Origin of the sequence: Streptomyces sp. NPDC026672 (assembly GCF_040638185.1) — a bacterium.
Lineage (GTDB): Bacteria > Actinomycetota > Actinomycetes > Streptomycetales > Streptomycetaceae > Streptomyces.
On record NZ_JBEZXS010000006.1, the window covers coordinates 115,684 to 137,302 of the forward strand.

Annotated in this window: 31 protein-coding genes; 30 read left to right on the forward strand and 1 reads right to left on the reverse strand. The window is 67.5% G+C overall.

Going from position 1 to position 21,619, the window contains the following annotated elements; translation table 11 throughout:
• The first annotated feature begins 35 nt into the window (after nt 1-35).
• Nucleotides 36-590 (forward strand): DUF4190 domain-containing protein, encoded by a 555-nt coding sequence (locus AB0F77_RS08905; RefSeq protein ID WP_361943776.1) that lies wholly within the window; start codon nt 36-38, stop codon nt 588-590.
• Nucleotides 591-620: 30 nt separating this feature from the next.
• Here the strand turns inward: AB0F77_RS08905 and AB0F77_RS08910 are convergent, their stop codons facing one another.
• Nucleotides 621-1,898, reverse strand: coding sequence for a glycosyltransferase family 39 protein (locus AB0F77_RS08910; protein ID WP_361943779.1), 1,278 nt, complete (start codon nt 1,896-1,898; stop codon nt 621-623).
• A 145-nt stretch (nt 1,899-2,043) separates the two neighbouring features.
• Between AB0F77_RS08910 and AB0F77_RS08915 the strand changes: the two genes are divergently transcribed.
• From AB0F77_RS08915 to AB0F77_RS09055, 29 genes are all read left to right on the forward strand, one after another.
• On the forward strand, nt 2,044-3,063 hold the full coding sequence (locus AB0F77_RS08915; protein ID WP_361943782.1) for a glycosyltransferase family 2 protein: 1,020 nt from the start codon (nt 2,044-2,046) through the stop codon (nt 3,061-3,063).
• Nucleotides 3,064-3,371: 308 nt separating this feature from the next.
• Nucleotides 3,372-3,743 (forward strand): 30S ribosomal protein S12, encoded by a 372-nt coding sequence (gene rpsL, locus AB0F77_RS08920; RefSeq protein ID WP_003948652.1) that lies wholly within the window; start codon nt 3,372-3,374, stop codon nt 3,741-3,743.
• A gap of 2 nt (nt 3,744-3,745) precedes the next feature.
• Nucleotides 3,746-4,216 carry a 30S ribosomal protein S7 gene (rpsG, locus tag AB0F77_RS08925; protein WP_007384059.1) on the forward strand — a complete coding sequence of 157 codons (471 nt, stop codon included), beginning with the start codon at nt 3,746-3,748 and terminating at the stop codon, nt 4,214-4,216.
• Between the two features lie 39 nt (nt 4,217-4,255).
• A complete protein-coding gene (gene fusA / locus AB0F77_RS08930) occupies nt 4,256-6,382 on the forward strand; it encodes an elongation factor G (RefSeq protein ID WP_361943786.1) in 2,127 nt (708 codons plus the stop codon).
• Between the two features lie 155 nt (nt 6,383-6,537).
• Nucleotides 6,538-7,731, forward strand: a complete 1,194-nt coding sequence (gene tuf, locus AB0F77_RS08935) for an elongation factor Tu (protein WP_361943788.1) — start codon at nt 6,538-6,540, stop codon at nt 7,729-7,731.
• Nucleotides 7,732-7,938: 207 nt separating this feature from the next.
• Complete coding sequence (locus AB0F77_RS08940; protein WP_361943790.1) at nt 7,939-9,120, forward strand: hypothetical protein; 1,182 nt, start codon at nt 7,939-7,941, stop codon at nt 9,118-9,120.
• A gap of 438 nt (nt 9,121-9,558) precedes the next feature.
• A complete protein-coding gene (gene rpsJ, locus AB0F77_RS08945) occupies nt 9,559-9,867 on the forward strand; it encodes a 30S ribosomal protein S10 (RefSeq protein WP_003948644.1) in 309 nt (102 codons plus the stop codon).
• Between the two features lie 17 nt (nt 9,868-9,884).
• Nucleotides 9,885-10,529 (forward strand): 50S ribosomal protein L3, encoded by a 645-nt coding sequence (rplC, locus tag AB0F77_RS08950; protein ID WP_046732368.1) that lies wholly within the window; start codon nt 9,885-9,887, stop codon nt 10,527-10,529.
• An 8-nt stretch (nt 10,530-10,537) separates the two neighbouring features.
• Entirely contained in the window at nt 10,538-11,203 is a 666-nt protein-coding gene (gene rplD / locus AB0F77_RS08955) for a 50S ribosomal protein L4 (protein ID WP_361943794.1), read from the forward strand.
• The gene (rplW, locus tag AB0F77_RS08960) at nt 11,203-11,622 is read left to right on the forward strand and encodes a 50S ribosomal protein L23 (protein ID WP_361943797.1); all 420 of its coding nucleotides are present in this window, start codon (nt 11,203-11,205) and stop codon (nt 11,620-11,622) included. The genes rplD and rplW overlap by 1 nt, the downstream gene beginning before the upstream one ends.
• 40 nt (nt 11,623-11,662) lie before the next feature.
• Nucleotides 11,663-12,499 (forward strand): 50S ribosomal protein L2, encoded by an 837-nt coding sequence (rplB, locus tag AB0F77_RS08965; protein WP_361943800.1) that lies wholly within the window; start codon nt 11,663-11,665, stop codon nt 12,497-12,499.
• Nucleotides 12,500-12,511: 12 nt separating this feature from the next.
• The gene (gene rpsS, locus AB0F77_RS08970; protein ID WP_003948639.1) at nt 12,512-12,793 is read left to right on the forward strand and encodes a 30S ribosomal protein S19; all 282 of its coding nucleotides are present in this window, start codon (nt 12,512-12,514) and stop codon (nt 12,791-12,793) included.
• Nucleotides 12,794-12,838: 45 nt separating this feature from the next.
• Nucleotides 12,839-13,186 carry a 50S ribosomal protein L22 gene (rplV, locus tag AB0F77_RS08975; protein ID WP_032926743.1) on the forward strand — a complete coding sequence of 116 codons (348 nt, stop codon included), beginning with the start codon at nt 12,839-12,841 and terminating at the stop codon, nt 13,184-13,186.
• A complete protein-coding gene (rpsC, locus tag AB0F77_RS08980; RefSeq protein ID WP_361943804.1) occupies nt 13,186-14,019 on the forward strand; it encodes a 30S ribosomal protein S3 in 834 nt (277 codons plus the stop codon). The genes rplV and rpsC overlap by 1 nt, the downstream gene beginning before the upstream one ends.
• Nucleotides 14,020-14,024: 5 nt before the next feature.
• The gene (gene rplP / locus AB0F77_RS08985; RefSeq protein WP_046732372.1) at nt 14,025-14,444 is read left to right on the forward strand and encodes a 50S ribosomal protein L16; all 420 of its coding nucleotides are present in this window, start codon (nt 14,025-14,027) and stop codon (nt 14,442-14,444) included.
• On the forward strand, nt 14,444-14,668 hold the full coding sequence (rpmC, locus tag AB0F77_RS08990; protein ID WP_030174543.1) for a 50S ribosomal protein L29: 225 nt from the start codon (nt 14,444-14,446) through the stop codon (nt 14,666-14,668). Before rplP ends, rpmC begins: the two co-directional genes overlap by 1 nt.
• Nucleotides 14,668-14,949 (forward strand): 30S ribosomal protein S17, encoded by a 282-nt coding sequence (gene rpsQ / locus AB0F77_RS08995; protein WP_361943808.1) that lies wholly within the window; start codon nt 14,668-14,670, stop codon nt 14,947-14,949. The genes rpmC and rpsQ overlap by 1 nt, the downstream gene beginning before the upstream one ends.
• Before the next feature lie 108 nt (nt 14,950-15,057).
• A complete protein-coding gene (gene rplN, locus AB0F77_RS09000) occupies nt 15,058-15,426 on the forward strand; it encodes a 50S ribosomal protein L14 (protein WP_003998823.1) in 369 nt (122 codons plus the stop codon).
• Nucleotides 15,427-15,428: 2 nt separating this feature from the next.
• Nucleotides 15,429-15,752: a 50S ribosomal protein L24 gene (rplX, locus tag AB0F77_RS09005; protein ID WP_223776223.1), complete on the forward strand. Its 324-nt coding sequence runs from the start codon at nt 15,429-15,431 to the stop codon at nt 15,750-15,752.
• Nucleotides 15,752-16,309: a 50S ribosomal protein L5 gene (rplE, locus tag AB0F77_RS09010; RefSeq protein ID WP_016434630.1), complete on the forward strand. Its 558-nt coding sequence runs from the start codon at nt 15,752-15,754 to the stop codon at nt 16,307-16,309. The genes rplX and rplE overlap by 1 nt, the downstream gene beginning before the upstream one ends.
• Nucleotides 16,310-16,314: 5 nt before the next feature.
• Entirely contained in the window at nt 16,315-16,500 is a 186-nt protein-coding gene (locus tag AB0F77_RS09015; RefSeq protein WP_003948630.1) for a type Z 30S ribosomal protein S14, read from the forward strand.
• Between the two features lie 211 nt (nt 16,501-16,711).
• The gene (gene rpsH / locus AB0F77_RS09020) at nt 16,712-17,110 is read left to right on the forward strand and encodes a 30S ribosomal protein S8 (RefSeq protein ID WP_361943813.1); all 399 of its coding nucleotides are present in this window, start codon (nt 16,712-16,714) and stop codon (nt 17,108-17,110) included.
• A 24-nt stretch (nt 17,111-17,134) separates the two neighbouring features.
• Nucleotides 17,135-17,674: a 50S ribosomal protein L6 gene (gene rplF / locus AB0F77_RS09025; RefSeq protein WP_361943816.1), complete on the forward strand. Its 540-nt coding sequence runs from the start codon at nt 17,135-17,137 to the stop codon at nt 17,672-17,674.
• A 3-nt stretch (nt 17,675-17,677) separates the two neighbouring features.
• Nucleotides 17,678-18,061 carry a 50S ribosomal protein L18 gene (gene rplR / locus AB0F77_RS09030; RefSeq protein WP_361943819.1) on the forward strand — a complete coding sequence of 128 codons (384 nt, stop codon included), beginning with the start codon at nt 17,678-17,680 and terminating at the stop codon, nt 18,059-18,061.
• Between the two features lie 37 nt (nt 18,062-18,098).
• A complete protein-coding gene (gene rpsE / locus AB0F77_RS09035) occupies nt 18,099-18,704 on the forward strand; it encodes a 30S ribosomal protein S5 (RefSeq protein WP_003998815.1) in 606 nt (201 codons plus the stop codon).
• Nucleotides 18,704-18,886 (forward strand): 50S ribosomal protein L30, encoded by a 183-nt coding sequence (gene rpmD, locus AB0F77_RS09040; protein WP_003974250.1) that lies wholly within the window; start codon nt 18,704-18,706, stop codon nt 18,884-18,886. Before rpsE ends, rpmD begins: the two co-directional genes overlap by 1 nt.
• A 2-nt stretch (nt 18,887-18,888) precedes the next feature.
• Complete coding sequence (gene rplO / locus AB0F77_RS09045; protein WP_361943823.1) at nt 18,889-19,344, forward strand: 50S ribosomal protein L15; 456 nt, start codon at nt 18,889-18,891, stop codon at nt 19,342-19,344.
• Nucleotides 19,345-19,520: 176 nt separating this feature from the next.
• Complete coding sequence (gene secY, locus AB0F77_RS09050) at nt 19,521-20,834, forward strand: preprotein translocase subunit SecY (protein ID WP_361943826.1); 1,314 nt, start codon at nt 19,521-19,523, stop codon at nt 20,832-20,834.
• On the forward strand, nt 20,834-21,499 hold the full coding sequence (locus AB0F77_RS09055) for an adenylate kinase (RefSeq protein WP_361943829.1): 666 nt from the start codon (nt 20,834-20,836) through the stop codon (nt 21,497-21,499). The genes secY and AB0F77_RS09055 overlap by 1 nt, the downstream gene beginning before the upstream one ends.
• Nucleotides 21,500-21,619: the final 120 nt, after the last annotated feature.

Here is a 21,619-nt window from a genome sequence, read left to right on the forward strand (position 1 = left end):
GGACGGTATTCGGGAGCCGCCCGGGGGAGGTGCCCATGTCCCAGCCGACACCGTGGCAGCAGCAGCCCTGGCAGCCGTGGCAGGGGCAGGGTGGTCAGGGCGGGGCGTCGATGCTCGCCTCGCACGCCGATCGGGAGCGTGCCGTGGACGTGCTCAGAGCCGGGTTCGGCGAGGGGCGGCTGATGCGGGACGAGCTCGACAAGCGGGTCGCGCGGGCGTACCAGGCGCGGACGGTGGGGGAGCTGGCGCTGCTCGTCGCCGATCTGCCACAGGGGCCCACGCCGGTCGCCCCGGTGCCGTACGCCGGGCCGCAGGCCGTCCCGGCGACGTTCCTGCCGGCCCCGCGCCCGCCGGCCAACGGGAAGGCGGTCGGCGCCCTCGTCTGCGGTGTCCTGACGGTCATGACCGCGGGCCTGACCGGCATCCCCGCGGTCGTCCTGGGCCACACGGCCCGGTCGGAGATCCGGCGTACGGGGGAGGGCGGCGACGGCCTGGCGCTGACGGGGCTGATCCTGGGCTGGCTGTCGATCGCCGGCTGGGCACTGTTGTTCACAGTGATCATCGCGGCCTCACTGGCGTCCTCGGGCTGAGTGCGCGCCGCGCGGGTGCGGACCGGGAGCCTACGGGATCCCCAGCTCGAAGATGACGTAGTGCGCGTACCAGCCGGAGGCCACCGCCGCCGTGGTGAAGAAGACCGTCAGCGTCGGGAGTCTGAGGCGGCTCATGGCCGCCGCCGGGGCCAGCAGCAGGGGGAACGCCGGGAGCAGATAGCGCGGGGTGTTGCCGAACATCTGCTGGGTGCCGAGGACGGTCAGGATCGAGGCCAGGGTGTAGGCGACCAGGACCAGGGGCGGCCGTTTGCGCAGCATCAGGGCGACCAGGAAGGGCAGGGCCACGACGATCTGTACGCCGATCAGGTCGGAGACGGTGAAGGGGAAGAGGTAGTCGCTCTTGCCGACCGCCACGTTCCGCAGGACGTCGAGGGTGTAGGCGCCGAAGTCGAAGTAGTGCGCCCAGCCCTCGTGCTGGAGCTTGAAGTACCCGAGAGGGTCGCCCATGCCGTGGCCGACCCAGGCGACGTAGGTGAACAGCCCGAGCGGCGCGGCCAGCATGGCGTACACGGGACCCGCGATCCCGTGCTCGCGCCTGCCCTCGCGCCGGGCCAGTGTCACCAGCGCCGCGAGCCCCACCGCGCCGATGAGCGCCGCCGACGTCGGCCGGTTGAGGCCGGCGGCGAACGCGAGCAGCCCGGCCGCCGCCCAGCGGCCCTTCATGACGCAGTAGCAGCACCAGGCGGCCAGCGCGACGAACAGGGACTCCGAGTAGACCGCCCACTCGACGCCCGCTCCGGGTACCACGGCCCACAGTCCGGCGGCGACGGTGCCCGCCCGCGCGCCCGCGAGCAGGGAGACCACGGCGTAGATGCCGGCCGCGGCGACCAGGGACGCCAGGACCGACACCAGTATCGCGGATCCGTACAGACCGAGGCCGGTCACCTCGGACGCCCCGCGGATCAGGCCGGGATAGAGCGGGAAGAAGGCGACCGAGTTCTGCTGCGCCGTGAACACCCCGCCGGGGGCCAGCGGTTGCAGCGGGCCGGGGTCGTACCCTTTCTCCGCGACCTGGAGGTACCACCAGCCGTCCCAGGACGACAGGACGTCCCACCAGTGGGCGCCGCCGCCGAAGCGCGGGTTCTTCGTTCGGTAGTCGCCCGCGTGCTCCAGCAGCCAGGCGAATATGGTGAGCCCCACGAGCTTCGTGACGCTGTAGAGGACGAGGGGGGCCACGTACGGCCGTACCGCGAGGGGCAGGGTGAGCCGGCGGCCGGGCTGCCGGGGAGCGCCTTGCTCGGCGGGCGGGGCGGTGTCCGCCCCGGTGGCTTCGGACGTCGTGCTCATCCCGTGGTTCCCCCTAGTCCGATCACCGGGCCGAGGAGCGCCCACAGGTCCGGATGGTCGTGAAGTGTTCAGTCGCAAGATCACACAAAACGCGTCTGCGCGCGGGAGAAGCGTCGCATGCGCACGGCGGAGGGGGGAGACGCGGGTGGCTCACGGAGCGCACACGGGGATCGAGCTGTCGGTCGTCATACCCATGTACAACGAGGTGGAGGCGCTGCCCGCGCTCGTCGGCCGGCTGCGCCCGGTCCTCGACGGGCTGGGTGTGCCGTACGAGCTCGTCGCCGTCGACGACGGCAGCACCGACGGGACCGACGGGCTGCTCGCGGCGTTCCGGCTCGGCTGGCCCGAACTGCGGGTGATCGGCCTGCGCCGCAACTGCGGTCACCAGGGCGCCCTCACCGCCGGTCTGGAGCGGGCGGTCGGCGAGTACGTGGTCAGCCTGGACGCCGATCTCCAGGACCCGCCCGAGAAGATCCCCGAGATGCTGACGCTGGCCCGTGCCGAGGGGCTCGACATCGTCTACGGGGTCCGCACCGACCGGACCAGCGACAGCGGGTTCAAGCGCTGGAGCGCGGGTCTGTACTACCGGCTCGTACGGCGCCTCGCCGGGCCCTCGATCCCCGCGCAGGCGGGCGATTTCCGGCTGCTTGGCCGGGCCGCGGTGGACGCGCTGAACGCGCTGCCGGAGCGGGAGCGGGTCTACCGACTGCTGGTGCCCTGGCTCGGCTTCCCGAGCGGACAGGTCACCTACGAGCGCGAGCCGCGCACCGCCGGGCGCAGCAAGTATCCGCTCGGCCGGATGGTCCGGCTGGCCGTCGACAGCGTCACCGGCTTCTCCGCGGCCCCGCTGCGGCTGGCCACCTGGCTCGGTGGTTTCGCCTTCCTGGTCTGTGTCGGGCTGATCCTCTACACCCTCACCGCCCATGTGCTGGACCACACGGTCCCGGGCTGGACCTCCCTCTTCACGGGCGTGCTGTTCATCGGTGCGGTGCAGCTGATCTGCGTCGGGTTGCTGGGGGAGTACGTGGGGCGCATCTACACGGCCATACAGAACCGGCCGGCGTACTTCGTGGGCCACGACACAGCGGGGGAGAAGGGTGACGGGGCGGACGGCGTGGCGGCCGAGGCGGCGCCGCGGACGGAGGAGACGGTGCCGCGGTCCTGAGCCGGGTGACCGGGCAACCGGTCCGCCTTGGAATCCCAGGTCAAATCCGTTCGATCCGCCCGCCCTCCGGCCTCGTTTCATTTGTTTTGACCGCAGCGAATGAGGTAGGTACGCTCAGACCTTGTGCCTGGGGTGTGCCCTGGCTCTCGTGCGTGCCTTCAACCGCATGGCGAGCTGTGACCGGCCACCGTGATCTGCGCCCTTCCTCCCTGGCGGTGGAAGTCTGCGGGATTCGACACACCCGACCGCGTGGGTCGGCGACGTTCCAGGTTAGCTGTACCCATCGGCACACAGAAACCGGAGAAGTAGTGCCTACGATCCAGCAGCTGGTCCGCAAGGGCCGGCAGGACAAGGTCGAGAAGAACAAGACGCCCGCACTCGAGGGTTCCCCTCAGCGTCGTGGTGTCTGCACGCGTGTGTTCACGACCACCCCGAAGAAGCCGAACTCGGCCCTGCGTAAGGTCGCGCGTGTGCGTCTGACCAGCGGCATCGAGGTCACGGCCTACATTCCGGGTGAGGGACACAACCTGCAGGAGCACTCCATCGTGCTCGTGCGTGGCGGTCGTGTGAAGGACCTGCCCGGTGTTCGCTACAAGATCATCCGCGGTTCGCTCGACACCCAGGGTGTCAAGAACCGCAAGCAGGCCCGCAGCCGCTACGGCGCCAAGAAGGAGAAGTAAGAATGCCTCGTAAGGGCCCCGCCCCGAAGCGCCCGGTCATCATCGACCCGGTCTACGGTTCTCCTCTGGTCACGTCCCTCATCAACAAGGTGCTGCTGAACGGCAAGCGCTCCACCGCCGAGCGCATCGTGTACGGCGCCATGGAGGGCCTGCGCGAGAAGACCAGCAACGACCCGGTCATCACGCTGAAGCGCGCGCTGGAGAACATCAAGCCGACCCTCGAGGTCAAGTCCCGCCGTGTCGGTGGCGCCACCTACCAGGTCCCGGTCGAGGTCAAGCCCGGCCGTGCCAACACCCTGGCGCTGCGCTGGCTCGTGGGCTACTCCCGCGCCCGTCGTGAGAAGACCATGACCGAGCGCCTGCTGAACGAGCTCCTCGACGCCTCCAACGGCCTCGGTGCCGCTGTGAAGAAGCGCGAGGACACGCACAAGATGGCCGAGTCCAACAAGGCCTTCGCGCACTACCGCTGGTAGTCGCTACCCACATCGAGACCGAGAGAAGACTGAAGCCTTATGGCTACCACTTCGCTTGACCTGGCCAAGGTGCGCAACATCGGCATCATGGCCCACATCGACGCGGGCAAGACGACCACCACCGAGCGGATCCTGTTCTACACCGGTGTGTCCTACAAGATCGGTGAGGTCCACGACGGCGCTGCCACCATGGACTGGATGGAGCAGGAGCAGGAGCGTGGCATCACGATCACCTCTGCTGCCACCACCTGCCACTGGCCGCTGGAAGACGTCGACCACACCATCAACATCATCGACACCCCGGGCCACGTCGACTTCACGGTCGAGGTGGAGCGTTCCCTCCGGGTGCTCGACGGTGCCGTGACGGTGTTCGACGGCGTCGCCGGCGTGGAGCCCCAGTCCGAGACGGTGTGGCGTCAGGCGGACCGCTACGGCGTTCCGCGCATCTGCTTCGTGAACAAGCTCGACCGCACCGGTGCCGAGTTCCACCGCTGCGTCGACATGATCTCCGACCGCCTCGGCGCGCAGCCGCTCGTCATGCAGCTGCCGATCGGCGCGGAGGCCGACTTCAAGGGCGTCGTGGACCTGGTCCGCATGAAGGCGTTCGTGTGGTCCGCCGAGGCGACCAAGGGCGAGATGTACGACGTCGTCGACATCCCGGACACGCACACCGAGGCTGCCGAGGAGTACCGCGGCAAGCTCATCGAGGCCGTGGCCGAGAACGACGAAGAGATCATGGAGCTGTACCTGGAGGGCGAGGAGCCCACCGAGGAGCAGCTGTACGCCGCGATCCGTCGCATCACCATCGCGTCCGGCAAGTCCACGGACACCACGGTCACCCCGGTGTTCTGCGGCACCGCGTTCAAGAACAAGGGCGTTCAGCCCCTGCTCGACGCGGTCGTGCGCTACCTCCCCTCCCCGCTCGACGTCGAGGCCATCGAGGGCCACGCCGTCAACAACCCGGAGGAGGTCGTCCGGCGCAAGCCGTCCGACGAGGAGCCGCTGTCCGCGCTCGCGTTCAAGATCATGAGCGACCCGCACCTCGGCAAGCTCACCTTCGTCCGGGTCTACTCGGGCCGCCTGGAGTCCGGCACCTCGGTGCTGAACTCCGTCAAGGGCAAGAAGGAGCGCATCGGCAAGATCTACCGCATGCACGCGAACAAGCGTGAGGAGATCGACGCGGTGGGCGCCGGCGACATCATCGCCGTCATGGGTCTGAAGCAGACCACGACCGGTGAGACGCTGTGCGACGACAAGCAGCCAGTGATCCTGGAGTCCATGGACTTCCCGGCGCCGGTCATCCAGGTCGCCATCGAGCCCAAGTCGAAGGGCGACCAGGAGAAGCTGGGCGTCGCGATCCAGCGCCTGGCCGAGGAGGACCCGTCCTTCCAGGTCCACTCGGACGAGGAGACCGGCCAGACCATCATCGGCGGCATGGGCGAGCTGCACCTCGAGGTGCTGGTCGACCGCATGCGCCGTGAGTTCAAGGTCGAGGCCAACGTCGGCAAGCCGCAGGTGGCCTACCGCGAGACGATCCGCAAGGCCGTCGAGCGCGTCGACTACACGCACAAGAAGCAGACCGGTGGTACCGGTCAGTTCGCCAAGGTGCAGATCGGCATCGAGCCGCTCGAGGGTGGCGACACCTCGTACGAGTTCGTGAACAAGGTGACCGGTGGTCGTATCCCGAAGGAGTACATCCCTTCGGTCGACGCCGGTGCGCAGGAGGCCATGCAGTTCGGCATCCTCGCCGGTTACGAGATGACCGGTGTCCGCGTGATCCTGCACGACGGTGCCTACCACGAGGTCGACTCCTCCGAGCTCGCGTTCAAGATCGCCGGTTCGCAGGCCTTCAAGGAGGCCGCGCGCAAGGCTTCGCCCGTGCTCCTGGAGCCGATGATGGCCGTCGAGGTCACCACGCCCGAGGACTACATGGGTGAGGTCATCGGCGACATCAACTCCCGCCGTGGCCAGATCCAGGCCATGGAGGAGCGGGCCGGTGCCCGCGTCGTGAAGGGCCTCGTGCCCCTGTCGGAGATGTTCGGCTACGTCGGCGACCTCCGTAGCAAGACGTCGGGTCGCGCAAGCTACTCGATGCAGTTCGACTCCTACGCCGAGGTTCCGCGGAACGTCGCCGAGGAGATCATCGCGAAGGCCAAGGGCGAGTAACGCACAGCGTTCCCACGCTTTAGGCTTGACTCCGGAGCCTCAAGGGGCATTCAGCCGCATTCTCGGACGAATGCCCCGGGTTCCGGGCTTTCCAGCAAAGATCACCTGGCGCCGATGAAGTAAGGCGTACAGAACCACTCCACAGGAGGACCCCAGTGGCGAAGGCGAAGTTCGAGCGGACTAAGCCGCACGTCAACATCGGCACCATCGGTCACATCGACCACGGTAAGACGACCCTCACGGCCGCCATTACCAAGGTGCTGCACGACGCGTACCCGGACCTGAACGAGGCCACCCCGTTCGACAACATCGACAAGGCGCCCGAAGAGCGTCAGCGCGGTATCACCATCTCCATCGCGCACGTCGAGTACCAGACCGAGGCGCGTCACTACGCCCACGTCGACTGCCCGGGTCACGCGGACTACATCAAGAACATGATCACCGGTGCCGCGCAGATGGACGGCGCGATCCTCGTGGTCGCCGCCACCGACGGCCCGATGCCGCAGACCAAGGAGCACGTGCTCCTGGCCCGCCAGGTCGGCGTTCCGTACATCGTCGTCGCCCTGAACAAGGCCGACATGGTGGACGACGAGGAGATCATGGAGCTCGTCGAGCTCGAGGTCCGTGAGCTCCTCTCCGAGTACGAGTTCCCGGGCGACGACCTGCCGGTCGTCCGCGTCTCCGCGCTGAAGGCCCTCGAGGGCGACTCGCAGTGGACGCAGTCCGTCCTGGACCTCATGAACGCCGTCGACACCGCGATCCCGGAGCCGGAGCGCGACGTCGACAAGCCGTTCCTGATGCCGATCGAGGACGTCTTCACGATCACCGGTCGTGGCACGGTCGTCACCGGTCGTATCGAGCGTGGTGTCCTCAAGGTCAACGAGACCGTGGACATCATCGGCATCAAGACCGAGAAGACCACCACCACGGTTACCGGCATCGAGATGTTCCGCAAGCTGCTCGACGAGGGCCAGGCCGGTGAGAACGTCGGTCTGCTGCTCCGCGGCATCAAGCGCGAGGACGTCGAGCGCGGCCAGGTCATCATCAAGCCGGGCTCGGTCACCCCGCACACCGAGTTCGAGGCGCAGGCCTACATCCTGTCCAAGGACGAGGGTGGCCGCCACACGCCGTTCTTCAACAACTACCGTCCGCAGTTCTACTTCCGTACGACGGACGTGACCGGCGTCGTGACCCTCCCCGAGGGCACCGAGATGGTCATGCCGGGTGACAACACCGAGATGACGGTGGAGCTCATCCAGCCCATCGCCATGGAAGAGGGCCTGAAGTTCGCCATCCGTGAGGGTGGCCGCACGGTGGGCGCCGGCCAGGTCACCAAGATCAACAAGTGATCTCGGTCCGACCCCGGCACTGATCCGGTAGGTCTCGGAAGGCCCGTACGACTTCGGTCGTACGGGCCTTTCGGTGTTCCCGGGCCGGTCGTCGATCACGGGTTCCCAACGATTTCCGGCGGGTCTTGTGACGTGTGGACGGGGGCGCCTAGGAATGGCCGTGAGCGCGGTGATCATCTGCGCGTCCCGGCCGATGAGAGTGAGCCCGTGAGCGGTACCCCGTCCTCCGGACAGCCCGGCGACAGACCCGACGACGGGTCCTCCATACCCGACGAGGAGTGGGAGCGGTTCCTGCACCAGGCCGTCGCGGAGGACAAGCGGCGCGGACGGTCCAGGTCCTCGGCACCGCGGGAGGAGTCGGCACGCGAACGGGCCGCACGGCGGTCGCGGCAGGCGGCGCAGCAGCCGCCCGGCTGGCGCACCGGGCCCGCCTGGAGGGAGATCGACGGCAGGGGCCGGCGCCGGCGCGCCGTGCGCAACGGCATCGGGGTGGCGCTGGCCCTCCTGGTCGCCGTGGTCGCCGTACGGCCGTCCCTGCTGACCGATCGGCTGCCCGGCCGCGAGGCGGACGCCGCCGCGAGCCCCTCACCCCTGCCCGCCGAGACCGCACCGCCCTCGACCGGGCCGGGCGCGGCCGACTCGGCCGGTGGGCCCACCCGGGCCCACCCCTTCCGGGGGTCGCCCGCCGAGGCGTGGGGCGAGGGCGCGGACGCCATCGAGCTGCCCGCCGCGAAGGCGACCGGGGGGCTGGGCAAGGACGAGGTGGCGCAGGCGCTGCGCAGGGCCAAGGAGTTCCTGGTCGCGGGCAGCCTCGACCCCGCCGTGCTGGGCGGCGCGCGCCCCGCCGACGCGCTCGCCCTGCTCGACCCGAAGCAGCCGGACGTGCTGAAGGACGTCGAGGGGGCGCTGCGCGCGCCCACCGAGCGCCACGACCCGGTGTCGCTGTTCAGCCGCTTCGACCCGAAGGAGGCGCGGATCGCCGGTGACGTGGTCAAGGTGCGCGGCCACATGACGTTCGCGGCCGGCAAGCCGGGCCAGGTCGAGGTGCACGCCGACTACACCTTCGTCTATCCGCTGGTGCGCGCCCACGGCGACGGCGACGTGGTGGCCCGGACCATCGTCCGCCGTGACGTGAAGATGATCGCCTCCGACCCGAACCGCTGGATCGTCACCAGGGGCAGGCTGCTGCTGGGGTCGTGGGACGCGGAGTACTACAACGACGCGTGCGACGTCTACGACGGTTATCTCCACCCGATGTTCCCCGACGACGGCCCCACGTCCTCCCCGGGCACGGGCCCCGCGGAGGACCCGTACGACCGCAGCCGGCCCCTGCCGGACGCGTCTCCCGCGGCCGACGACGGCCAGTGCGGAACGGTGACGCGCACCTGAGGGGGAGGGGTGCGGTGGGGCCGGGTTTGACCTGCGTCACCCCCGGGGTATTCTCTCCGGCCCGATTGGCCAGGGCACCGTCGTCTATGGCAGACTGTCCGAGTTGCTCGGTCGAGTGTTGATGCTGCGCGCCTCCCGCCGGGGGGACCGGAAGCGAGTCCCACAGTACTCGTCGTCCTAACTGCCACTACGGCAGCACTGGGACGGACGTACGGGAATCTTTCGGGAAGTGTGGTGCAGCACCGGCCAGGCGCCCGGTGGGCCTTCCGCCCCCGGCTTGCGGTACCGGAAGGGCCGTGTGCATTCCCCGCAGGGATGTTCGAACAAGGGGCATCTGTGTCAGCGGGAGCGCGACACGCCCGACCGCGTGGGTCGGAGAGCAGCAGTACGGAACACCGGGTTCCAGAGCGTGCCAAGAGACAGGACTACTGAGTAGCCATGGCGGGACAGAAGATCCGCATCCGGCTCAAGGCCTACGACCACGAGGTCATCGACTCCTCGGCGAAGAAGATCGTCGAGACGGTGACCCGCACTGGTGCGTCGGTCGCGGGCCCGGTGCCGCTGCCCACTGAGAAGAACGTGTACTGCGTCATCAAGTCGCCGCACAAGTACAAGGACTCGCGCGAGCACTTCGAGATGCGCACGCACAAGCGCCTGATCGACATTCTCGACCCCACCCCCAAGACCGTTGACTCTCTGATGCGACTCGACCTCCCGGCCGGTGTCGACATCGAGATCAAGCTCTGAGGGTCGGTGAGCTGAGAATGGCTAAGCAGATCAAGGGCATCCTGGGCGAGAAGCTCGGCATGACGCAGGTGTGGGACGAGAACAACCGCGTTGTTCCGGTCACCGTCGTCAAGGCCGGCCCCAACGTCGTCACCCAGGTCCGCACCAATGACGTCGACGGCTACGAGTCGGTCCAGATCGCCTTCGGCGAGATCGACCCGCGCAAGGTGAACAAGCCCCTCAAGGGCCACTTCGCGAAGGCCGACGTCACCCCCCGTCGCCACCTCGTCGAGATCCGTACGGCCGACGCCGCCGAGTACACCCTCGGTCAGGAAGTCACCGCCGAGGTCTTCGAGGCCGGCGTGAAGGTCGACGTCACCGGCAAGAGCAAGGGCAAGGGCTTCGCCGGTGTCATGAAGCGTCACAACTTCAAGGGCCTCGGCGCCGGTCACGGCACCCAGCGCAAGCACCGCTCGCCCGGTTCCATCGGTGGCTGCGCCACCCCGGGCCGCGTGTTCAAGGGCCTCCGTATGGCGGGTCGTATGGGCAACGAGCGTGTCACCACCCAGAACCTGACCGTCCACGCCGTTGACGCGGAGAAGGGTCTGCTGCTCATCAAGGGCGCGGTTCCCGGTCCGAACGGCGGCCTCGTCCTGGTCCGCACCGCGGCCAAGGGGGCCTGAGGTAACCGATGAGCACTGTTGACATCCTTTCGCCTGCGGGCGAGAAGACCGGTAGCGTCGAGCTCCCCGCGGAGATCTTCGGCGTGGAGAAGATCAGCATCCCGCTGCTCCACCAGGTCGTCGTCGCGCAGAACGCGGCCGCCCGTCAGGGCACGCACAAGACCAAGACCCGTGGCGAGGTTCGCGGTGGCGGCAAGAAGCCGTACCGCCAGAAGGGCACCGGCCGCGCCCGTCAGGGCTCGACCCGCGCGCCGCAGTTCGCCGGCGGTGGCGTCGTCCACGGCCCGCAGCCGCGTGACTACTCGCAGCGCACCCCGAAGAAGATGAAGGCCGCCGCTCTGCGTCACGCCCTCACCGACCGGGCGCGCCACAACCGCATCCACGTCGTCACGGGCGTGATCGAGGGCGAGTCCCCCAGCACCAAGGCCGCCAAGAGCCTGTTCGGCAAGATCAGCGAGCGCAAGAACCTGCTCCTGGTCGTCGACCGCGCAGACGAGGCCGCGTGGCTGTCCGCCCGCAACCTGCCCCAGGTCCACATCCTGGAGCCGGGCCAGCTGAACACGTACGACGTTCTCGTCTCGGACGACGTGGTCTTCACCCAGGCCGCTCTCGAGTCCTTCGTGTCTGGCGCGCCGGCTGAATCGGCTGCTGACACCGAAGGGAGCGAAGCCTGATGGCTACGCGTCACCCGAGCATCGCCTCGAAGGCCGCCAAGGCCGCCAAGGTCGCGCGCGTCGCCAAGGCGAAGCGCCACGCCACCGAGGGCAAGAACACCGTCGTCACCCCGGCGAGCAAGGCCTACACGGACCCCCGTGACGTCCTGCTGAAGCCGGTCGTGTCGGAGAAGAGCTACGCGCTCCTGGACGAGAACAAGTACACGTTCATCGTCGACCCGAACGCCAACAAGACCCAGATCAAGCAGGCCGTCCAGGCGGTCTTCTCGGTCAAGGTCACCGGGGTCAACACGATCAACCGCCAGGGCAAGCGCAAGCGGACCCGCACCGGCTTCGGCCAGCGTGCGGCGACCAAGCGCGCGATCGTGACCCTCGCCGAGGGCGACCGTATCGACATCTTCGGCGGTCCGACCGCCTGACGGCGGTCCGGATCGTCCGATATCGGACGAGGACTGAGAAATGGGAATCCGCAAGTACAAGCCGACTACGCCGGGCCGTCGTGGCGCCAGCGTCGCCGACTTCGTCGAGGTCACGCGGTCCACGCCGGAGAAGTCGCTGGTCCGCCCGCTGCACAGCAAGGGCGGCCGTAACAACGCCGGTCGTGTGACCGTTCGCCACCAGGGTGGCGGACACAAGCGCGCCTACCGAGTGATCGACTTCCGTCGTCACGACAAGGACGGCGTGCCGGCGAAGGTCGCGCACATCGAGTACGACCCCAACCGCACCGCGCGCATCGCGCTGCTGCACTACGCCGACGGCGAGAAGCGCTACATCCTCGCGCCGCGCGGCCTGGCACAGGGCGACCGCGTCGAGAACGGTCCCGGGGCCGACATCAAGCCGGGCAACAACCTCGCCCTGCGCAACATCCCCGTCGGTACCACGGTGCACGCGATCGAGCTCCGTCCCGGCGGTGGCGCCAAGTTCGCCCGTTCCGCGGGTGCCTCGGTGCAGCTGCTGGCGCGTGAGGGTGCCATGGCGACCCTCCGTATGCCGTCCGGCGAGATCCGCATGGTGGACGCGCGCTGCCGCGCCACCGTCGGTGAGGTCGGCAACGCCGAGCAGAGCAACATCAACTGGGGCAAGGCGGGCCGCAAGCGGTGGCTGGGCGTTCGCCCGACCGTCCGTGGTGTGGTCATGAACCCGGTCGACCACCCGCACGGTGGTGGTGAGGGCCGGACCTCCGGTGGCCGTCACCCCGTGTCCCCGTGGGGCCAGAAGGAAGGCCGTACTCGTTCGCCCAAGAAGGCGTCGAACAAGTACATCGTCCGCCGCCGCAAGACGAACAAGAAGCGCTAAGGACGGGTTGAGATGCCTCGTAGCTTGAAGAAGGGACCCTTCGTCGACGACCACCTGATCAAGAAGGTGGACGTCCAGAACGAAGCCGGTACCAAGAACGTCATCAAGACCTGGTCCCGTCGCTCGATGATCGTCCCGGCCATGCTGGGCCACACGATCGCGGTGCACAACGGCAAGACCCACATCCCGGTGTTCGTCACCGAGTCGATGGTCGGCCACAAGCTCGGCGAGTTCTCGCCGACCCGCACCTTCCGGGGTCACGTCAAGGACGACCGGAAGTCGAAGCGCCGCTAGTAGCGGATCGCATTCAGACAAGTAAGTAACTCTGAAGGGACAACCATGGAAGCCAGGGCCCAGGCGCGGTACATCCGCGTCACGCCCATGAAGGCCCGCCGTGTGGTGGACCTCATCCGTGGCATGGACGCCACGGAGGCCCAGGCTGTTCTGCGATTCGCTCCGCAGGCAGCCTCCGTGCCCGTCGGCAAGGTGCTCGACAGCGCCATCGCCAACGCCGCGCACAACTACGACCACACCGACGCCGGCAGCCTCTTCATCTCCGAGGCGTACGTCGACGAGGGCCCGACCCTGAAGCGGTTCCGGCCGCGCGCCCAGGGCCGTGCCTACCGGATCCGCAAGCGGACCAGCCACATCACCGTGGTCGTCAGCAGCAAGGAAGGAACCCGGTAATGGGCCAGAAGGTAAACCCGCATGGGTTCCGGCTCGGCATCACCACCGACTTCAAGTCGCGTTGGTACGCCGACAAGCTGTACAAGGACTACGTCAAGGAAGACGTCGCCATCCGTCGGATGATGACGTCCGGCATGGAGCGCGCCGGCATCTCCAAGGTGGAGATCGAGCGCACCCGTGACCGTGTGCGTGTGGACATCCACACCGCCCGTCCGGGCATCGTCATCGGCCGCCGTGGCGCCGAGGCCGACCGCATCCGCGGCGACCTCGAGAAGCTCACGGGCAAGCAGGTCCAGCTGAACATCCTCGAGGTCAAGAACCCCGAGACCGACGCTCAGCTCGTGGCCCAGGCCGTCGCCGAGCAGCTCTCCTCCCGCGTCTCCTTCCGCCGTGCCATGCGCAAGAGCATGCAGTCGGCGATGAAGGCCGGCGCCAAGGGCATCAAGATCCAGTGCGGTGGCCGCCTCGGCGGCGCCGAGATGTCCCGCTCGGAGTTCTACCGCGAGGGCCGCGTGCCCCTGCACACGCTCCGCGCGAACGTGGACTACGGCTTCTTCGAGGCCAAGACGACCTTCGGCCGCATCGGTGTGAAGGTCTGGATCTACAAGGGCGACGTCAAGAACATCGCCGAGGTCCGCGCCGAGAACGCCGCCGCCCGTGCGGGCAACCGCCCGGCGCGTGGCGGTGCCGACCGCCCGGCCCGTGGTGGCCGCGGTGGCGAGCGGCGCGGTCGCAAGCCGCAGCAGGCTGCCGGTGCCGAGGCCCCCAAGACGGAGTCCTCGGCGGCCCCGGCGGCCGCAGCTCCGGCTGAGAGCACCGGAACGGAGGCCTGACCGACATGCTGATCCCCCGTAGGGTCAAGCACCGCAAGCAGCACCACCCGAAGCGCGACGGCGCGGCCAAGGGCGGTACGCAGGTTGCGTTCGGCGAGTACGGCATCCAGGCGCTGACCCCGGCCTACGTCACGAACCGCCAGATCGAGGCGGCTCGTATCGCGATGACCCGTCACATCAAGCGTGGCGGCAAGGTCTGGATCAACATCTACCCGGACCGTCCGCTCACCAAGAAGCCTGCCGAGACCCGCATGGGTTCCGGTAAGGGTTCGCCGGAGTGGTGGATCGCCAACGTCAAGCCCGGACGCGTCATGTTCGAGCTGTCGTACCCCAACGAGAAGATCGCCCGTGAGGCGCTGACTCGTGCGGCCCACAAGCTGCCGATGAAGTGCCGGATCGTCAAGCGCGAGGCAGGTGAAGCGTGATGTCGGCCGGTACCAAGGCGTCCGAGCTGCGCGAACTGGGCAACGAGGAGCTTCTCGGCAAGCTCCGCGAGGCCAAGGAAGAGCTGTTCAACCTCCGCTTCCAGGCGGCGACCGGTCAGCTCGAGAACCACGGCCGTCTGAAGGCGGTCCGCAAGGACATCGCGCGGATCTACACCCTGATGCGCGAGCGTGAGCTGGGCATCGAAACGGTGGAGAGCGCCTGATGAGCGAGAAGAACGTGACCGAGCAGACCGAGCGCAACGCGCGGAAGACCCGTGAGGGCCTGGTCGTCAGCGACAAGATGGACAAGACCGTCGTCGTCGCCGTCGAGGACCGCGTCAAGCACGCGCTGTACGGCAAGGTCATCCGCCGTACGAACAAGCTCAAGGCGCACGACGAGCAGAACGCTGCCGGCATCGGCGACCGCGTCCTCCTGATGGAGACGCGCAAGCTGTCCGCCTCGAAGCACTGGCGCGTCGTCGAGATCCTCGAGAAGGCCAAGTAGCAATTCCTGCGGGGCAGTTGCCTCGCAGGTCAGTTCCGCCAGGCTCGGCGAGGAGCGTGAGGCACTCACGCTCCTCGCCGGGAACCGGCAGACACACAGGAGATAGACGTGATCCAGCAGGAGTCGCGACTGCGCGTCGCCGACAACACTGGTGCGAAGGAGATCCTTTGCATCCGTGTGCTCGGTGGCTCCGGTCGCCGCTACGCGGGCATCGGTGACGTCATCGTCGCCACCGTCAAGGACGCGATCCCCGGTGGCAACGTGAAGAAGGGTGACGTCGTCAAGGCGGTCATCGTTCGCACCGTCAAGGAGCGCCGCCGTCCGGACGGCTCGTACATCCGCTTCGACGAGAACGCCGCCGTCATTCTGAAGAACGACGGCGACCCTCGCGGCACCCGCATCTTCGGCCCGGTCGGCCGTGAGCTGCGCGAGAAGAAGTTCATGAAGATCATCTCGCTCGCGCCGGAGGTGCTGTAAGCATGAAGATCAAGAAGGGCGACCTGGTCCAGGTCATCACCGGTAAGGACAAGGGCAAGCAGGGCAAGGTCATTGCCGCTTTCCCGCGCGAGGAGCGTGTCCTGGTCGAGGGTGTCAACCGGGTCAAGAAGCACACCAAGGCCGGCCCGACCGCCAGCGGTTCGCAGGCCGGCGGCATCGTCACGACCGAGGCCCCGGTCCACGTGAGCAACGTTCAGCTCGTCGTGGAGAAGGACGGCAACAAGGTCGTCACGCGTGTCGGTTACCGCTTCGACGACGAAGGCAACAAGATCCGCGTTGCCAAGCGGACGGGTGAGGACATCTGATGGCTACCACCACCACTCCGCGTCTGAAGCAGAAGTACCGCGAGGAGATCGCGGGCAAGCTGCGTGACGAGTTCAAGTACGAGAACGTCATGCAGATCCCCGGCCTCGTCAAGATCGTGGTCAACATGGGTGTGGGCGACGCCGCCCGCGACTCCAAGCTGATCGAGGGCGCCATCCGCGACCTCACCACGATCACCGGTCAGAAGCCGGCCGTCACCAAGGCCCGCAAGTCCATCGCGCAGTTCAAGCTGCGTGAGGGTCAGCCGATCGGTGCCCACGTCACGCTTCGTGGCGACCGCATGTGGGAGTTCCTGGACCGCACCCTGTCGCTCGCGCTGCCGCGCATCCGCGACTTCCGCGGCCTGTCCCCCAAGCAGTTCGACGGCCGTGGCAACTACACCTTCGGTCTCACGGAGCAGGTCATGTTCCACGAGATCGACCAGGACAAGATCGACCGCGTCCGGGGTATGGACATCACCGTGGTCACCACGGCGACCAACGACGCTGAGGGCCGCGCGCTCCTTCGTCACCTCGGCTTCCCGTTCAAGGAGGCGTGAGCGAGATGGCGAAGAAGGCTCTGATCGCTAAGGCTGCTCGCAAGCCCAAGTTCGGTGTGCGTGGCTACACCCGCTGCCAGCGCTGCGGCCGTCCGCACTCCGTGTACCGCAAGTTCGGCCTGTGCCGCGTGTGCCTTCGTGAGATGGCTCACCGTGGCGAGCTGCCGGGCGTGACCAAGAGCTCCTGGTAATCCCCTCAACAGGGATTGCTGGGTCTCTCGGTAAGCAACCGGGACGGCAGGGGCCCCTCCTCGTATGCCTTAGGCTTGGAGGGTTGGGCCTCTGCCGCCCTGAACGACTTACTACGCCGTAGGTCCCCGCACCGCACCCGTCCCGTCCGTAGTACGGGGAGAGGGATGGCGCATATAGGAAACCCCGGCGAGAAAGGCCACAGGCCAATTCATGACCATGACTGATCCGATCGCAGACATGTTGACGCGTCTGCGTAACGCGAACTCGGCATACCACGACTCCGTGACGATGCCGGCATCGAAGATCAAGTCGCACATCGCGGAGATCCTCCAGCAGGAGGGCTTCATCACGGGCTGGAAGGTCGAGGACGCCGAGGTCGGCAAGAGCCTCGTCCTGGAGCTGAAGTTCGGCCCCAACCGTGAGCGCTCCATCGCGGGCATCAAGCGGATCTCCAAGCCCGGTCTCCGGGTATACGCGAAGTCCACCAACCTGCCCAGGGTGCTCGGCGGCCTCGGCGTGGCGATCATCTCCACGTCCCACGGGCTCCTCACCGACAAGCAGGCCGGCAAGAAGGGCGTGGGTGGGGAAGTCCTCGCCTACGTCTGGTAGCGGAAGGGAACGGAGGAAACAGCTATGTCGCGCATCGGCAAGCTCCCCATCGCGGTTCCCGCCGGCGTGGACGTCACCATCGACGGCCGTACGGTCAAGGTCAAGGGCCCCAAGGGCGAGCTGACCCACACCGTTGTGGCACCGATCGAGATCGTCAAGGGTGAGGACGGCGTCCTGAACGTCACCCGCCCCAACGACGAGCGTCAGAACAAGGCCCTCCACGGCCTGTCCCGCACGCTGGTGGCGAACATGATCACCGGCGTGACCCAGGGTTACGTGAAGAAGCTCGAGATCAGTGGTGTCGGTTACCGCGTGACCGCCAAGGGCTCGAACCTCGAGTTCGCGCTCGGCTACAGCCACCCGATCGTGGTCGAGGCCCCCTCGGGGATCACCTTCAAGGTCGAGGCGCCCACGCGTTTCTCGGTCGAGGGCATCGACAAGCAGAAGGTCGGCGAGGTTGCGGCCAACATCCGCAAGCTGCGCAAGCCTGACCCGTACAAGGCCAAGGGCGTCAAGTACGAGGGCGAAGTCATCCGCCGCAAGGTCGGAAAGGCGGGTAAGTAAGCCATGGCATACGGGCAGAAGATCCTCAAGGGCGACGCCTACAAGCGCGCCGCGATCAAGCGCCGTCACATCCGGATCCGCAAGCGCGTGTCCGGTACGGCGGAGCGTCCCCGTCTGGTCGTGACCCGCTCCAACCGCCACATCGTGGCGCAGGTGATCGACGACCTGAAGGGCCACACCCTGGCGTCGGCGTCCACCCTGGACGGCTCGATCCGCGGTGGCGAGGGCGACAAGTCCGCGCAGGCCAAGCAGGTCGGCGCCCTGGTCGCCGAGCGTGCCAAGGCCGCCGGCGTCGAGGCTGTCGTGTTCGACCGTGGTGGCAACCAGTACGCCGGGCGCATCGCCGCCCTGGCGGACGCCGCCCGCGAGGCCGGGCTCAGGTTCTGAGCCGCCGTAGCTAGCGGAAAAGAGAGAGGTAAATCCAATGGCTGGACCCCAGCGCCGCGGTGGCGGTGCCGGTGGCGGCGAGCGGCGGGACCGGAAGGGCCGTGACGGCGGCGCTGCTGCCGCCGAGAAGACCGCGTACGTAGAGCGTGTCGTCGCGATCAACCGTGTCGCCAAGGTTGTGAAGGGTGGTCGTCGCTTCAGCTTCACCGCGCTGGTCGTGGTGGGCGACGGTGACGGCACCGTGGGTGTCGGTTACGGCAAGGCCAAGGAGGTGCCGGCCGCCATCGCCAAGGGTGTTGAGGAGGCCAAGAAGCACTTCTTCAAGGTCCCCCGCATCCAGGGCACCATCCCGCACCCCATCCAGGGTGAGAAGGCTGCCGGCGTCGTGCTGCTCAAGCCCGCGTCCCCCGGTACCGGCGTCATCGCCGGTGGCCCGGTGCGTGCCGTGCTCGAGTGCGCCGGTATCCACGACGTGCTGTCGAAGTCGCTCGGCTCCGACAACGCGATCAACATCGTGCACGCGACCGTGGAGGCCCTGAAGGGTCTCCAGCGTCCCGAGGAGATCGCGGCCCGCCGCGGTCTGCCCCTGGAGGACGTCGCGCCCGCGGCTCTGCTGCGTGCCCGTGCCGGAGTGGGTGCGTGATGGCGCAGCTGAAGATCACGCAGGTCAAGTCCTACATCGGCAGCAAGCAGAACCACCGTGACACCCTGCGCTCCCTTGGTCTCAAGGGCATCAACACGCAGGTCGTCAAGGAGGACCGCCCCGAGTTCCGCGGCATGGTGCACACCGTCCGCCACCTCGTGACGGTCGAGGAGGTCGACTGATCATGGCGGAGCAGAACCCGCTCAAGATCCACAACCTCCGTCCCGCCCCGGGCGCCAAGACCGCCAAGACCCGTGTCGGTCGTGGTGAGGCGTCGAAGGGTAAGACGGCCGGTCGTGGTACCAAGGGCACGAAGGCCCGTTACCAGGTTCCGGAGCGCTTCGAGGGTGGCCAGATGCCCCTCCACATGCGCCTCCCGAAGCTGAAGGGCTTCAAGAACCCGTTCAAGACCGAGTACCAGGTCGTGAACCTCGAGAAGCTGGCCGCGCTCTACCCCGAGGGTGGCGAGGTCACGGTCGAGGGTCTGGTGGCCAAGGGCGCCGTTCGCAAGAACAGCCTGGTCAAGGTCCTGGGCCAGGGCGAGGTCTCCGTGGCGCTGCAGGTGACGGTCGACGCCGTCTCCGGTTCCGCCAAGGAGAAGATCACCGCCGCCGGCGGCACCGTCACCGAACTCGTCTGAGTTCCATGACGTAGACGTACCCGACCGGGGATACCTCACAATGAGGTATCCCCGGTTGGTCGTTCCTAGGGGGCAGTGTCGCCGGTAAGGTGGCCTGCGCTGTTACTTTTTCTTCATTCGTCGAACTTCAAGACCGTCACCCTTGACGCAGACGCGCGGGGGTCGCAGGAGGCACCGTGCTCACCGCGTTCGCCCGGGCGTTCAGGACGCCCGACCTGCGCAAGAAGCTGCTCTTCACGCTGGGCATCATCGTGGTCTACCGGGTCGGTACCCACATCCCGATCCCCGGCGTCAACTACCAGGCCGTCCAGCAGTGCGTGAACGAGGCGTCCGGCAACCAGGGCCTCTTCGGTCTCGTCAACATGTTCAGTGGCGGCGCGCTGCTCCAGATCACGGTCTTCGCGCTCGGCATCATGCCGTACATCACGGCCAGCATCATCCTTCAGTTGCTGACCGTGGTCATCCCGCGCCTGGAAGCCCTCAAGAAGGAGGGCCAGTCCGGCACGGCGAAGATCACCCAGTACACCCGGTACCTCACCGTGGCGCTGGCCATCCTCCAGGGCACCGGCCTCGTCGCCACCGCCCGCAGCGGCGCCCTCTTCTCCGGCTGCACGGTCGCGTCGAGCATCGTCCCGGACCGTGCGATCTTCGGCACGATCACGATGGTCATCTGCATGACCGCCGGTACGGCCGTCGTCATGTGGCTCGGTGAGCTGATCACCGACCGCGGCATCGGCAACGGCATGTCGATCCTGATGTTCATCTCGATCGCCGCGACCTTCCCGTCCGCGCTGTGGGCCATCAAGAAGCAGGGCACCCTCGCCGGCGGCTGGATCGAGTTCGGCACCGTCATCGCCGTCGGTCTGGTCATGGTGGCGCTCGTCGTCTTCGTCGAGCAGGCCCAGCGCCGTATCCCGGTGCAGTACGCGAAGCGCATGATCGGCCGCCGCTCCTACGGCGGCACCTCGACATACATCCCGCTCAAGGTGAACCAGGCCGGTGTCATCCCGGTCATCTTCGCGTCGTCGCTGCTCTACATCCCGGCCCTGATCGCCCAGTTCTCCGGTGGCAACTCGGGCTGGAAGGCCTGGGTCCAGCAGAACCTCACCAAGGGCGACCACCCGATCTACATCACCGCGTACTTCTTGCTCATCGTTTTCTTCGCGTTCTTCTACGTGGCGATCTCCTTCAACCCCGAGGAAGTCGCCGACAACATGAAGAAGTATGGTGGCTTCATCCCGGGCATCCGGGCTGGCCGACCGACCGCTGAGTACCTGTCGTACGTGCTCAACCGGATCACCTGGCCGGGTTCGCTGTATCTGGGCCTGATCGCTCTCGTACCGACGATGGCGTTGGTTGGCTTCGGGGCAAGCCAGAACTTCCCGTTCGGTGGCACCAGCATCCTGATCATCGTGGGTGTGGGTCTCGAGACGGTGAAGCAGATCGAGAGCCAGCTTCAGCAGCGCAATTACGAAGGGTTCCTCCGCTGATGCGAATCGTCCTCGTCGGGCCGCCGGGCGCCGGTAAGGGAACGCAGGCCGTGCGCCTCGCCGAGAAACTGCGCGTACCGCACATCTCCACGGGCGATCTGTTCCGGGCCAACATCAGCCAGCAGACGGAGCTCGGGAAGCTCGCGAAGTCCTACATGGACGCCGGCAACCTCGTCCCCGACGAGGTCACGATCGCGATGGCCAAGGACCGCATGGAGCAGGCCGACGCGGAGAACGGCTTCCTGCTCGACGGTTTCCCGCGCAACGTGTCGCAGGCCGAGGCGCTGGACGAACTGCTCAGCGGCGAGGGCATCAAGCTGGACGCGGTGCTGGACCTGGAGGTCCCCGAGGAAGAGGTGGTCAAGCGCATCGCGGGCCGCCGCATCTGCCGCAAGGACTCCAGCCACGTCTTCCACGTGACGTACAGCCCGCCGAAGAAGGAGGGCGTCTGCGACGTCTGCGGCGGCGAGCTGTACCAGCGCGACGACGACTCCGAGGAGACCGTCCGCACCCGGCTGGAGGTCTACCACACGCAGACCGAGCCGATCATCGACTACTACAAGGCGCAGGGCCTGGTTGTCACGATCTCCTCCCTGGGCCCGGTGGACGAGGTCACGCGGCGGGCGCTGGAGGCGCTGAAGCGTGACGAGGACACCGAGAAGTAGCCCTCGGGCCGTTTCCGGCCGCGGCGCCCTCCCCCCGGACCCCGTCCGGCGGACCCCGAGGGCACCGCGGCCGTACTGTTGTACAGGTAACCGACCGACGTGAGTGACGGAGAGCGCAGG